General features: G+C 56.2%; 14 protein-coding genes. 4 read left to right on the top strand and 10 right to left on the bottom strand.

Translation table 11 applies throughout. From position 1 onward, the window contains the following. The first annotated feature begins 78 nt into the window (after nucleotides 1-78). The 3 genes from ABY734_RS03870 (at nucleotide 79) to ABY734_RS03860 (ending at nucleotide 1,880) form a co-directional block, all read left to right on the top strand. On the top strand, nucleotides 79-573 hold the full coding sequence (locus tag ABY734_RS03870; protein ID WP_372777658.1) for a peptidylprolyl isomerase: 495 nt from the start codon (nucleotides 79-81) through the stop codon (nucleotides 571-573). Continuing rightward, entirely contained in the window at nucleotides 573-1,295 is a 723-nt protein-coding gene (locus tag ABY734_RS03865) for a UDP-2,3-diacylglucosamine diphosphatase (protein ID WP_372777657.1), read from the top strand. Before ABY734_RS03870 ends, ABY734_RS03865 begins: the two co-directional genes overlap by 1 nt. A 204-nt stretch (nucleotides 1,296-1,499) precedes the next feature. Continuing rightward, nucleotides 1,500-1,880: a hypothetical protein gene (locus ABY734_RS03860; RefSeq protein ID WP_372777656.1), complete on the top strand. Its 381-nt coding sequence runs from the start codon at nucleotides 1,500-1,502 to the stop codon at nucleotides 1,878-1,880. Nucleotides 1,881-1,938: 58 nt separating this feature from the next. Here ABY734_RS03860 and ABY734_RS03855 read toward each other — a convergent pair whose 3' ends face one another. From ABY734_RS03855 to ABY734_RS03810, 10 genes are all read right to left on the bottom strand, one after another. After that, entirely contained in the window at nucleotides 1,939-2,574 is a 636-nt protein-coding gene (locus ABY734_RS03855; RefSeq protein ID WP_372777655.1) for a glutathione S-transferase family protein, read from the bottom strand. A gap of 116 nt (nucleotides 2,575-2,690) precedes the next feature. Beyond that, nucleotides 2,691-4,571, bottom strand: coding sequence for an amidohydrolase family protein (locus ABY734_RS03850; RefSeq protein ID WP_372777654.1), 1,881 nt, complete (start codon nucleotides 4,569-4,571; stop codon nucleotides 2,691-2,693). Between the two features lie 8 nt (nucleotides 4,572-4,579). Next, nucleotides 4,580-6,055 carry a wax ester/triacylglycerol synthase family O-acyltransferase gene (locus ABY734_RS03845; RefSeq protein WP_372777653.1) on the bottom strand — a complete coding sequence of 492 codons (1,476 nt, stop codon included), beginning with the start codon at nucleotides 6,053-6,055 and terminating at the stop codon, nucleotides 4,580-4,582. 83 nt (nucleotides 6,056-6,138) lie between these two features. Then, the gene (gspG, locus tag ABY734_RS03840; RefSeq protein ID WP_372777652.1) at nucleotides 6,139-6,570 is read right to left on the bottom strand and encodes a type II secretion system major pseudopilin GspG; all 432 of its coding nucleotides are present in this window, start codon (nucleotides 6,568-6,570) and stop codon (nucleotides 6,139-6,141) included. 23 nt (nucleotides 6,571-6,593) lie between these two features. Next, entirely contained in the window at nucleotides 6,594-7,634 is a 1,041-nt protein-coding gene (gene sohB / locus ABY734_RS03835) for a protease SohB (RefSeq protein ID WP_372777650.1), read from the bottom strand. A 58-nt stretch (nucleotides 7,635-7,692) separates the two neighbouring features. Further along, a complete protein-coding gene (locus ABY734_RS03830; protein WP_372777649.1) occupies nucleotides 7,693-8,343 on the bottom strand; it encodes a cation/multidrug efflux pump in 651 nt (216 codons plus the stop codon). Between the two features lie 35 nt (nucleotides 8,344-8,378). Continuing rightward, complete coding sequence (locus ABY734_RS03825; RefSeq protein ID WP_372777648.1) at nucleotides 8,379-10,106, bottom strand: hypothetical protein; 1,728 nt, start codon at nucleotides 10,104-10,106, stop codon at nucleotides 8,379-8,381. 280 nt (nucleotides 10,107-10,386) lie between these two features. Further along, complete coding sequence (gene dnaQ, locus ABY734_RS03820) at nucleotides 10,387-11,109, bottom strand: DNA polymerase III subunit epsilon (protein WP_372777647.1); 723 nt, start codon at nucleotides 11,107-11,109, stop codon at nucleotides 10,387-10,389. Between the two features lie 31 nt (nucleotides 11,110-11,140). Further along, nucleotides 11,141-11,575 carry a ribonuclease HI gene (rnhA, locus tag ABY734_RS03815; RefSeq protein WP_372777646.1) on the bottom strand — a complete coding sequence of 145 codons (435 nt, stop codon included), beginning with the start codon at nucleotides 11,573-11,575 and terminating at the stop codon, nucleotides 11,141-11,143. 3 nt (nucleotides 11,576-11,578) lie between these two features. Further along, nucleotides 11,579-12,358, bottom strand: coding sequence for a class I SAM-dependent methyltransferase (locus ABY734_RS03810; protein WP_372777645.1), 780 nt, complete (start codon nucleotides 12,356-12,358; stop codon nucleotides 11,579-11,581). Between the two features lie 115 nt (nucleotides 12,359-12,473). Here ABY734_RS03810 and gloB point away from each other — a divergent pair, with 115 nt between their 5' ends. Continuing rightward, entirely contained in the window at nucleotides 12,474-13,247 is a 774-nt protein-coding gene (gloB, locus tag ABY734_RS03805; RefSeq protein WP_372777644.1) for a hydroxyacylglutathione hydrolase, read from the top strand. Nucleotides 13,248-13,256: the final 9 nt, after the last annotated feature.

The raw sequence follows: 13,256 nt of genomic DNA, 5'->3' as shown, positions 1-13,256 counted from the left end.
GGTTGGATTGGGTTTCGCGTCCAACGCAAAAGGCGGGTATTATAGCGGCTTTCAACACTGATCAACACAGGCGGTAAAATGATTATTCTTCAGACAAATCATGGCGATATCAAAATCGAGTTGGATTTCGAAAAGGCCCCGAATACAGCGGCCAATTTCAAGCAATATGTGGAAGAAGGCTTCTATGATGGCACCATCTTCCACCGCGTCATCGACGGCTTCATGATTCAGGGTGGCGGATTCACCCCCGGCATGCAGCAGAAGGCCACCCGCGACCCCATCGAGTGCGAAGCGGACAACGGCCTTAAAAATGAGCTGGGCACGCTGGCCATGGCCCGCACCATGGATCCTCACTCGGCTTCTTCCCAGTTTTTCATCAACGTGAAGAACAATGACTTCCTCAACCACAGCAGCAAAACCGCTCAGGGTTGGGGCTACGCAGTATTTGGCAAGGTCGTCGACGGTATGGATACGGTTAATGCGATCAAGGGCGTTTCTACCACCATGGCCGCCGGTCATCAGGATGTCCCGGCAGAGGATGTGGTAATCGAGAAGGCCTACGTCGCGGAATAATGACTACCCTCTTCATCTCAGACCTGCATCTGGATGAAAAACGCCCGGATATTTTCCGGGCGTTTTTGCACTTCCTTAACGATAAAGCAGCAAAAGCAGAAACGCTCTACGTGCTCGGCGACCTGTTCGAGGCCTGGGTGGGGGATGATGACGACGCGACACTGGCCCGTAACAGCGTTGCCGCCTTCAGAAAATTGAGCGATAGCGGCACCCAGCTCTATTTTCTGCACGGCAATCGCGATTTTCTGCTCGGCAAGCGTTTCGCCGAAGAAACCGGCGGCACTCTGCTCTCCGACCCCTGCAAAATCGAACTCTACGGCACGCCCACCTTACTGATGCACGGCGACAGCCTGTGTACCGCCGACACTGAATACCAGAAGCTGCGGCAGCAACTGCGCTCCCAAGAATGGCAACAGCAATTACTGTCGCAACCCCTCGCCGCCCGCCGGCAACTGGCAGAGCAATTGCGCATGGCCAGCAGCGAAGCGACCAGCAACAAGGCTGAAGACATCATGGATGTCACCCCCGCCGAAGTGCTCACAGCGCTGTCGGAACACGGCTGCAAGCGCCTGATACATGGCCACACCCACCGCCCGGCTCGCCATGCACTCAAGATCGACGGCCAAGATGCTGAGCGCATAGTGCTGGGCGATTGGGACAGCCATCTCTGGTATCTCCAAGCAAGCGCAGACAGCCTCGCGCTGGAAAAAGAGCCTATTTAAACGCTGACTGGGCTGTCGTACCGGCAGCAGCACTCCTGTAAAAATTCACAAAAACTGATCTGGATCGCTGTGAGCCGGTTAACACATTTCCGGTAACCCGCCTTGAAGGTCTGCGCTCTAACACTTATCACTGTGTGCAACGCGTCAAGTACGCCAATCTGGACGGAATTAGCTATTCATTACCAAGCAAGCTAGGGAGGACGCATGAAACTGACAAAAACAGCACCCGTTATTGCCATTACTGCGGCCCTGAGCGCACCAGCTATAGCTCAGGTAGAGAATGAGAGCACTTTTCGCCAGGCCGTCGAAAGACTGTATCAGGAGCCGGGCGAATTTACGGTCAACTCCAATACGGATGTTGAGGTTGTTAATTTCAAATCACCGAGGGACGTGCGGCTCTGTTTGCCGGATGCCCGACATGTCGTAGCGCTGGAAATTGAATACGACAAGAAGAAAACGGTACTCCAACCGGGTAACTGCACCATCGTTGAAGCCAAGGAAGTGGCCATTTCAACGGCCGGGGAACTGAAAGATGGCTGGAACCTGCACGGCACCTTTGAAACGGTGCGCCGACCAGGCTCTTGATGAAACTGCGGGGCGATTCACGCCCCGCCTGTTTATACCCCGATTTAATAGCCCCGGATTAGTCCGGTCGCGACGCGCCCGGCCCCGCGATCGCCATAGCCTTCTGGTAGGCCGGGCGCTGGGATATCCCCTCTACATATTTTTTAACATTCGGCAAATCATCGATACTGCGGCCTCCAAACAGTGGAAGCGCGGTGAGGTTGAACATCATCATTATATCGGCACAGGTAAAACGATCGCCTGCCAGATAGGAACGCCCCTCCAGATAATCATTCAGGTGCGCGTAGTAACGCTCCTCACGACGCTGGGCGGTTTTCGCCACCATGTTATCTGGCTGGGCGCTTAAGTCACCACCCAGCGCCATTTTCAGGAAAAACACCGACTGCACGTTGTTGTTGAAGTGCATCCAGTAGAGGTAGTCAGCGTAATCCTCTTCCTCGGGTTTGACGCTGTACCGTCCACCACCGTAGCGATGATTCAGATACTCCAGAATGGCCGCCGATTCAGTCAGCAGTTTGTCACCGTCCTTCACTACCGGCGCCATGCCTGCGGGGTGCAGTGCCAGATACTCCGGCGGCGCAAGCATGTCTTCACCGCGATCAAACCATTCAAGTTTATACTCCACACCCAGTTCTTCCAGCATCCAAACGATGCGATCAGACTGGGAAACGGCGAGGTGATAAACAGTGATCATATAACTATATCTCCAAATGGATTTTCTTACGTAGTGCGGGGATCTTATGGATCAGATAAACCACGCAGACCGAGCCAGCCAGCTGTTGACTGGAATCAGGCACAACTGCGGAAATACTAAACGGTGCTATGCCGAGCGGTAAGCGCCCTACCCAGGGTTTCAGAGCCCAAGGAGTCGGTAAACCGCCCGGCTTCCTCCCATACCCGACAGCCGCGAATATACACCTGCTCCACCACACCATCAGAGCGATTCACCAGCACATCGTGCTCAAAGTGAGGGTTGTATACCAGCTCACGACTGGCATTGGAGTCGTATTTTTTTAGATTTTCCGGGTTGATTAGCACCAGATCAGCCTGCGCACCGATCTCCAGCGTGCCGACATCCAGATTGAAAAAGTCAGCCGGCGCCCGGGTAAGCCGGTGCACAGCGTGAGCCACTTTTTCCAGCCCCCGGCGCTGGGCAATCTGCAGGGTCAACAGGTTGCCATCGTAAAACGCGAGGTTGGTAATATGAGCTCCGCTGTCGTTAAAACCCGGCAGCGTATTGTCGTCGAACAGAATCTGTTCCGTAATTTCTGGATCGAGATTGGCGACATCCAGCCACCAGCGAAACTTGAGATCAAAACGGCGCAGACAGTGGGCAAAAAAATCCGCAAGCGAACCGCAATCATCAGGCGCACTGTCGAACACTTCCGCCTCCGCTTCACAGGCAGGGCCGGTCTCGCCCCTGCGGTATTTCTGAAAACGCGCAAAAATGCTCGACAGTTTGTGGTTGTGCCAACTTTCAACCGGTGTGACCGGGTCGATATGAATATCCTCCGGATCAAGCTGAAAGGTGGCGGTCGGAACGCCGATCCGGGTCAGCCAGCTTGCAGATTCCGGTGAAACGGACTGCCAGTCCTTGCGAAACTGCTCCTGCCATTCGCTGGTTTCCATCAGCGCGCGGCGCCCTTCAACGTCGTCGACTTCATAGGCGATCAGCGCACGGGTCGATTCGAGCTCTTCAAATATGGGCGCCTGCACGCCATTGCCCCACATTCTGAAATTGGTCGACAGGGCCTGAAAATGGAAGCGCCCCTTAAGCAATGGCGAGTTCAGCAGTTTGGCCAGTCGCAACAAGCGCTTCCAGACACCGGGCGTGGATTTGAAATCCAGTGCTGTCAGCGCGCTGACTCGCAGCGGTTTGCCAAACAATCTGCCCGAGGTCCAGAAGAACCGCCGCAGCGTAGTCAGCAGATGTTTGCTGTCGGGCGTCGCCTGCCAAACCCGGTCGTAGTCCCGCACAATATTGAGAAGGGCTTTGAGTTCATCCTCCGACGCAAACTGGGTCGGTATGCGTTTTTCCTTATGGGGGTCGTTTGCCAGGTAATGAAAAATGATGCTGTCGGTGGAAAAGCCGATATAGCCCTGATCCATCGCCTCCCGAGTCAGTGCCAGCATGGCCTCAAGTTCCTGCTGCGTCGGCGGCCGGGTTACGCTGTCGTGAACCCCCATGACCTCGGCGCGGAGCATGGAGTGCGGCAAAAGCGGCGCAATATTCGGGCCAAGCGGCAGCTCTTCGAAATGGCGGAGATAATCTGCAGTATTGTCCCAGTGCATGTTGTCGACGCACTTTTGCAGCACCCGTTTGGGCATATTTTCAACGCGCGTAAAGCAGTCGATGACCGGACTTTCGCCGTTTTTTTCCTGGGCGCCAAAGGCAGTGCCCAATGAGCAGTTGCCTACAACCACCGAAGTGGTGCCGTGACGCACCGCCTCGCCCAGCCCTGGATTCACCTCGACCTCCAGATCGAGGTGGGTATGAATATCGACCATCCCCGGCAGCAGCCACTGGCCGCTGGCATCGACAGTTTCTCGGGCGCGACTTTGCGGCAGGGAATCATCCCGCGCCACAATCTTTCCGTCAGTTATCGCCAGATCCTGCGTACAGGGTGGATTGCCGCTGCCATCAAATACCAGCGCATTGCAGATCAATGTGTCCCAAAGTCTTTCACTCATAAGATAAATCAGTTTGCCGTTGAGGTTTTTCGTTTGCGACGCGGCGTCGGCGAGGCGCTGACTTTTTCCGCTGCTGCCTTGAGCTCGGCAAAAGACTCTTCAACAAACTCGCGGTAGCGCATGGGATCTTCGAGCTGTTCGCGGTCCGCGAGAATTGAGATTGTTACTGCGTTGCCGAAAGAAAATACGGCGTGAAACAGTCCGACACCGGGCGTAAGAACCCCCAATCCGTGATAACGCACCAGTCGCGCCCCGGCGCAGTAAAGGTCAAAATTTGCGCCAGGGACATTGGTTACGACTGTACTGATATTGACCGGCATATGCCGACTTATCTTGCCCGACGAGTATAGCTTTGCCCCACCGTGAGCAAACCAGGGCGAAAAAACACCCACCAGTTTCATCGCATCAACCAACGGAGATTTTTCGCCAAACTCCTTGGCATCGCTCGCACTTTGCTGAATCGCCTGCAGTCGTTCCACCGGGTCGGCAATATTCGTGTGCAGCTTGCAGAACACAGAGCCCACCTGATTGTTGTCTTCGTTCTCACCGCGCCGGGAGCGCATATTCATGGGCACACCCGCTGCGAGGGATTCCTCCGGCAGCTCGCCAAGATGGTCGAGATAGCGCCGCATGGCTCCGGAGACTACCGCAAGGGCGACATCGTTAATTTTGACGCCAAAAGCATTCTTGATGGCCTTGAAATCATCCAGCGGAAAAGTGGTTGCCTCAAAGGCGCGATGGCTGCCAACCGGGGTATTGAAGCGGGTCTTCGGGGCGTTAATATCCGGCAGAGGTACCGACTTTTTAAAAATGCCGTAACCCAGTTTGGCGAAATCCCGCACCAGCGATACGCCCCCAGAGGCCAGCGACAGGGTGTTTTTGGTCTGGTTGACCATTGCCCTGGCCAGCAACTCACCGGAATTGGGCTTGTGATCGATAACGATCGGCGGCTGATATAGCTGAAAATCAGAGCTCTCTTCCGGATCCGGTTCGAGATCGTGCAGCGCCGCCATAAAGGACTGGCCGCCGGCCCCGTCCACCAGAGCATGGTGCATTTTTGTGTAGACCGCAAAGCTGCCTTCCGGCAATTCGGCGATATTATCGAGACCTTCAATTATGTAGGCTTCCCACAGCGGCCGGGACATATCCAGCGGCCGCGAATGCAGCCTGGCTATTTGAATACAGAGCTGGCGCCAATCGCCCGGCTGCGGCAAGGCGATATGGCGCAAATGAAACTCGACATCGAAGTTTTCATCGACGACCCAGTATGGTCGATCGATGTTACCGGGCACCGGATGCAAACGGGTTCGAAACAGCGGCAGCCGGTGCAGCCTTTTTTCAAAACTGGCTATGACCTGCTTAAAGCGGACAAAGCCACCGGGAGCGGTGGAAGGATCGTAAATGCCGAGACCGCCGATATGCTGAGGGGTATTGGTTTGTTCGAGATTGATAAAGGCGGTGTCGAGTACGCCAAGTTGTTTCATGGACCTTCCTGCAGTATCTGCCTTGTTATTTGACTACTTCTTAACACAGATACGACAGGGCGGAAAGTACAAGGCGCGGAAATCTAACGGCTCACTTTAATATCCGCTGCTACACCCTCTCCGCCCGGCTTATTATCCTCGCCGAGGGTGCTTAGTTCGTAGTAGCGCCCATCCTCCCGACTCTGGTAGTGATAGGCCTGCCCCCAGGGGTCGAGCGGCACGACGCCGCGGCTGAGATAGCCCCCGGGGCTCCAGTTTTTGGGTATCGGGCCCGATGTCGGGTGCGCGATCAGAGCCTGCAGGCCCTGCTTTGTGGTGGGATAAAAGTGATTGTCGAGCTTGTATTTCTCAAGCGCCGACGACAGCGCTTCAAGATCGGCCTCAGCCTGCTCTACCCGGTAGTCGTCGAGGCGTTCTACCACCACGGGATATACCAGTGCTGCAAGCCCGGCGAAAACCAGCAGCAGTATCAGTATTTCAAGAAGAGTCAGGCCGGAATGATTACGACAATCCACGCAGTACCTCTAGCGTTTTGGCCTCAGACCAGGGGTCGTTGGCTCAAACGTGAAATCCATTTTCCAAGCACAGTATCCAGTGCCCCATGTGCGGCAACACCTACTTTCTCTGCCAGCGTTTTTCTGGCAACGTATTTTACTTCGAACAGGTCACACGCTGTGCGTTTCTGCAGAATATACTCGTCACTGGTCGAAATGACATCCACCAAATTTTCGTCCAACGCCTGAGTGCCGTACCAGACCTCACCGGTGGCGACTTTCTCGATGTTAACCTGAGGCCGGTTTTCCGCAACAAACCGCTTGAACAGGACGTGGGTTTCTTCCAGTTCTTCGCGAAATTTATCCCGACCCTCATCCGTGTTCTCGCCGAATACAGTCAAGGTTCGTTTATAGTCCCCTGCCGTATGCATCTCAAAATCCACGTTGTGCTGTTTCAGCAGACGATGAAAGTTGGGGAGCTGAGCAATTACCCCGATAGAGCCGAGAATTGCAAAGGGGGCCGCCAGAATCGTATTGGCAATACAGGCCATCATATAGCCGCCGCTGGCGGCAACTCTGTCCACGGCTACCGTCAGCGGGATACCGTGACTGCGAATCCTGGCCAGCTGAGAAGCTGCCAGTCCGTAGCTGTGCACCATACCTCCGGCACTTTCGAGGCGAACCAGAACTTCGTCGCTGTCCTTGGCCAGGGTCAGCACGGCAGAGATTTCGTGGCGCAGGTGCTCAACGTCAGAGGCCTTTACGTCGCCATCAAAGTCGAGCACAAACAGGCGCGGCTTAGGCTGCTCGTCTTCCCCACTTTTCTTTTTGGCCTTACGTTCGGCCTTGGCCTTCTTCTGGGCCGCCTTCCGCTCCTGCTTGAAGCTAGCCTCATCGAGCACCACAGACTTTATCTGTTCTTCCCAGTCTTCAAAACGCTCGTTGAGCGCCGTGACTTCAATGTGGCCGTCGTGATCGCGCCGCCGCGAACCCAGTGAGGCCAGCATGCCAATAATTAACAGGGCCGCAACCACAAAGGTTGCGGTTTTCGCCAGAAAAAGACCGTAGTCCGAGAGGAATTCCAAATTTTGCTCCGGGTTCAAATACTTGGGCGACGCATATTCGCGTTAGCGGAGCAGCCTGTCAAGGCGCCCATTGGGCGACCGCTGCGGCGGCCTCGGCGTTGAGGGGGCGCGCTATCAGGCCAAAACTGGTCATCGATACCTGAAACCGGGCTCCGTGGGCCATCGGCAGGTAGGCGGCGCTGCCGTAATCAGCGTCTGCCAGCCGGGTAAGCTGATCGCTCTGTCGCAGCCAGTGCCACAAATCAAGGCCCCGGGACTCGCCAAGCGCGTAAACGCTGCGCGGCTTGTTCAACTCATCCACTACACTCGCGTAGCGACCGGAAACTCTTTCCAGCCGAAACAGCGGGTCGACGCCAAGACGCGCTACCACCGATTGCCATTTGATCATTCGCGCATCCAGCTGCCACTGGTCGCCGTAGAGCAGAAACTCACGCGGCTCATCCTCCACGCGCAACTCCACCCGATACTGCTGGGGAGCCTGTCGGTAGAAGGCCAGCTCGGCTACCGGCGTTTCTTCGAGTAAAGCGCGGTAAGAGGTCAGGTCCCAGGCAGTAAACAGCGCCAGCCCGGCTAGGCCCGCCGCGATCAGGGCCACAGCACCCTGTGCAAAGTGCTTCAACACGGGCAGCCGGAACAGGAGCCTCAGCGCAACCCAGGCCAAAGGAATTGCAAGCAGGACGAGGCATATAACGAGCAAAGTCAGGCTCATGACTGAGTCATCCTATGACGATGGAAAAGCGCTGTTCAGGCGGCTTTCGACTGGTAGCCCAGCGCTTTCAGACTCTCTTCTGCCAGCGACAGAAGCTCTTCATCGGCGTGGTGATGCCGGCTTAGTTCCTTCAGATAGTACTCTACACTGATCAGTGCATCGGCCAGTGTTTCCAGCAGCATGCTGGCCTTTTCTGGCGTACGCATATCGCGCTTTTCAACGAAGTCATTTACGAAGTTGACCGCGGCCCGCAGTACCCCGGTAATGCGTTTCATGGTCAGCATCTGAAACGCGCCTCGAATAGTATCGAGAGTGCTGCCCACGTTGTAGATATGGGCGATATCATAGTCCGATTCGACATAGGCACCGATAGCCCGCTTCGCCAGACTGATGCCGGCCTCGGACTCCTTAAAAAGCAGTATCCGAGAGGTCTCAAGCTGACTCAGGCTGCTGATCTGCAACTGGCGATCGGGCGTGAGCTCGTCGAGTTCGTCCACTGCACCGGGGTTGCGTTCGAGGTTGTCCAGGCTGTGCCCGATAAAGAGAATGGCGTCTGCGATTTCAGGGAGTAAGGCCTGAGTGCTTTTATGGTCTAGGTTTTTCAAGCCCTCAGTCTGTTCGGCCTGAGCCCTGGCGTAACGCGACAGGGTTGGCAAACCGAGCACTTGCAGTATGCCGCTCAACTGCACCAGAATCAGACACAGCGGAGCCACCTCTTCGTCGTCGGTGCGGCCGCTCTGCATCAGTATTTCAAGTATATCCGTGGCATTGCGCAGCTCAGCCCGCAGTTCTCGAATCACCGTGGTCATGGCATCCAGTCCCGGCCCAAACATGCGCCGCATGGCTATCTGCATGTCGCGATCGGAGACACCCAGTGAGGCGATGCCCGCTGATTTGATCAGCCGGCCGGCGATAGAGTCGGCCTCACTGTCACTGATTTGCAGCAGGTACAGCATTTCTTCTTCACAGCCGGGTGCCTCAGGCACGACAGTCAGCTGTTCTGGGTCCGCAGCAATCGCGCGAATGGCCTTGTCCAGCACGGTAAAGATTCTGCGGCGAGTCGTATTGAGCGCCAGCCGGTGCTCCTGGAAGGCGTCAAGCACAGCATTGGCCAACAGCCAGAAACGCTGGGACGGCCCAGGCGGAATCAGGGCGCAGAGCCGCTGTACCGCGCGAAACATCAAGCGGAGATGAAGAGTCACCTGCGAGTCGCGCAGCACACCCAGCAGACCCACCTGATACATATGGCGCAGCCGCTTGAGCGTGTCCTGATCGACCTTTACGGCAGCCACCGGAATTTCAATCTTGAAATCACTGCTGAATCGCGGTTGTTTGATACCCAGCTGGGCGTGCTCGTAGACCGGATCTTTGCCGTGTGCCGTGCGCAGCTCATTCACCTGGGGCAAGAGAATGACGGCGATATCTGACTGCCGGGCAGCAACCGATTCGAGATAGCGCGGCAGAACAAACAGGGAGGTACTGAGAGCTTCGGCCTGCTTTTCGCTGGGGCCGCGCCCGGCGTCACAGCAGGACTGCAGTGCCTGCTCGATATTGCGCGCCAGCAAGGCCGCACCGGGTATCTGAATCATATCGAGGGTGCCGGCTATCTGCCAGGTGAGCTGGGCCACGCCCTTCAGCTTGTCAAGATTATCCGTCTCAGAAATGTAATCTTCAAAAGCGTCAGTCGCTTCGTCGAGCGTTGCAGACAGCTCAGCAGACACCAGATCCAGAGAAGACATATTGACAGGGACTTCATACTGCACTGGCAACTCCCACGCGTACAAAACATCGAACGACGGCCATCTGTAATCCTTTCCGCGCCAGCGGCGTTGGCTGGCTTTTATTCTGTTGTGCGCCCAGCCCCGGCCCGGCAACTATGCCTGTCGTTTATCCAAGGTGCGCGATAAGTATCTGTTATTAAAACTAATACAGTTTACCTGCCAGCGACCAGCCGGATACGCCGATTGATGTGAATACTGCCAAAAAATGAGGCTCGTCATGAGCCGATGTAACTGTTACACCCAGCCCTCATAACGAAATAGTTCAGGTTTTCTGCAGCCAATGGCAGCTGCCGTCGCTGGCTTTGTCGATGGCCTGAAGCTGTTCCTGATGCGCGGCCAGCTCTGAATCGCTGGCACGCAAGACCTTCAGGCCAGGTCGCTGCGGGGATACGCGGCGAATTTCGGTGACCCTGGCGCCGCCGTCGTTGCTGCCACTGGCATTGTCGCCGGCCAGCGCCAGATCGGTCTGACCGCCGGTCATCAGCAGATAAACATCCGCCAGAATTTCCGCATCGAGCAAGGCGCCGTGCAGGTCGCGCTGAGAGTTATCCACACCGTAGCGCGAACAGAGGGCGTCCAGGCTGTTGCGCTGCCCCGGGTGTTTCTGTCGGGCCATGACCAGGCTGTCTATCACCCGACACGTATCTGCTGTGCGCTCATCGCGCTGCAACAGCTTCAACTCATTGTCGATAAAGCCCACATCAAAAGGCGCATTGTGGATAATCAGTTCGGCGCCGCGGATAAACTCCATAAAATCGTCGGCGATGGCGGCAAACACGGGTTTGTCGGCAAGAAACTCATTGGTGATGCCGTGAACTTCAATCGCGCCCGCTTCCACCTCACGTTCGGGGTTGATGTACTGGTGGTAGTGGCGCCCGGTCAAGCGCCGATTTACCAGTTCGACGCAGCCGATTTCGATGATCCGATGCCCTTGAGAAGGTTCAAGACCCGTGGTTTCAGTATCCAGTACAACCTGACGACTCAACGTACTACTCCTGTTTTGGTTTGCGTGGCGATCAGGCTGACAGCTCGTCGATGCCGCGATTGGCCAGTTGGTCTGCGATTTCGTTTTCCCGGTGGCCACTGTGGCCTTTCACCCAGCGCCACTCAATTTGGTGCTTCTGACTGAGCTCATCAAGCCGCTGCCAGAGATCCTTGTTTTTTACAGGTTTCTTGTCCGCTGTGCGCCAATCCCTGCGCTTCCAGTTCGCTATCCACTCAGTAATGCCCTTGCGCACATACTGGGAGTCCGTGGTAATCACCACCTCACTGCGCCGGGTGAGCGCCTGTAAGCCTTCAATGGCTGCTCGCAGTTCCATGCGGTTATTGGTGGTTTCCGGCTCGCCCCCGTAAAGCTCCTTTTCAACGCCCTTGTAGCGCAGCAACACGCCCCATCCGCCAGGCCCCGGGTTTCCCCGACAGGCACCGTCGGTAAATACTTCAACTGTCATTGATTACTCACTGATTTTATAGGTTCCCTGGCGAGCGGCCCCCAACGGGCGCACATTCACCATGGGGTCGCGCATCCAGCGCAGACGAACCGGCGTGACCGGCACGCGGTATTTTGTCGCCGAAAGCAGAAAAGTGCCACCCATCGGTAGATTTCTCAAGCTATCAGGTTCGAGCGGTGGCGGCCGAGTCAGCCATTCGGGCTTGCTGAAAGGCAAACGATGAAAACCGTACCAGCGCCGCTCGACCCGAAAACCGAGCAATCCCAGCCAGTCTTCCAGCCGAGAAATGGTCAGCCAGTGCTGCTGCCAGACACTGTCGCTCGACAAGCGCCCCAGCACATGCAGCTTCAAGCCGAGCAGAGACAAGGGATTGAAGCCGACAATCAACAATTTGCCGTGCGGGACCGTGATACGCTCCAGCTCGCGCAACATATTATGGGGGTTGGCGATAAACTCCAGCAGATGATGTACCACCACCACATCCTGACTCTCAGTGGCGATGGGCAGATCAGCATAGCCGGTCAGTACATCCAGATTTTTGCCCAGCTCACGTTGCAGCGGAGGCCCCAGGCAGTAGTGTCGCCTAATCGCTTCGGGACAGGAGGTCAGCGTACGACCACTCAGGCCCAGTTCCAGCAGCGAGTGTCCGAACGCCCCGTCCAGAGCGGACTTGACGAGTGCGCGCTCCTCATTGACCAGCTGCCGCCCAAGCCCGGTATCAAACCAGGCTTTCAGTTTCGGCAGCAGCTCCCCATCGGGGGCTTGGCGTCGCCAGGTGGACACAGTGAAACTCCTCGACTGGAATGTACTCTAAACGCTCTACTGCATGGCAGGAACTTTGCTTGCGTTCCCGCCGGCAGTCAATTAGCGTACCCCAAAATCCCGAAACTGAGTATGCATGATTACCATAGAGCCTATTTCAGCCTTTAGCGATAACTACATCTGGTGCCTGTCAAATGCCCAGGGCCAGGCCTTTGTCGTTGACCCCGGAGAAGCCGCTCCCGTAGAGCGGCACTTGCAGGCCAAAAACCTGAAGCTGACAGGGGTGCTTATCACTCACCACCACTTCGATCACGTTGGCGCCCTGCCCGAGCTGACAGCCGCCCACCCCTCTCTGCGTATCATCGGCCCTGAAACGTCGGCACCGGAAATCAATGAGCCCGTCTGCGCCGGTGACCGCGTTACCGCCCTCAACACCGGCTTTGACGTACTGGCAGTACCCGGCCACACCCTCGACCACATCGCTTTCTATACCAATGAAACCGATCAGCCCGGTCTGTTTTGCGGTGACACCCTGTTTGCCGGCGGCTGCGGTCGCCTGTTTGAAGGCACGCCCGAGCAAATGCATCAATCATTGGCACAATTGAAGGATTTGCCCGCTGATACAAGGGTCTATTGCGCCCACGAATACACTCAGGCCAACCTGGCTTTCGCTCGAGCTGTCGAGCCCGACAACGAATCACTGATCGCCCGGAGCCGCGAAGTGGATCGCCTGCGGGCGAAAAACCAGCCCTCGGTGCCGTCAACCATCGCAGAAGAACTCGCGACCAACCCCTTCCTGCGGGCCGACAAAACGAGCGTGCAAGCTTCTGCAAGGGATTATGCTAATATTCACATCGACAGGGAAGCTGAAGTCTTTGCGGCGATAAGGCGCTGGAAAGATAACTTTTAGACGATTGTT

The organism is Litorivivens sp. (assembly GCF_041624475.1).
Classification (GTDB): Bacteria; Pseudomonadota; Gammaproteobacteria; order Pseudomonadales; family Spongiibacteraceae; genus Litorivivens.
Note: the sequence above shows the minus strand (reverse complement) of the source record. Positions and strands in the feature narration are given on the sequence as shown.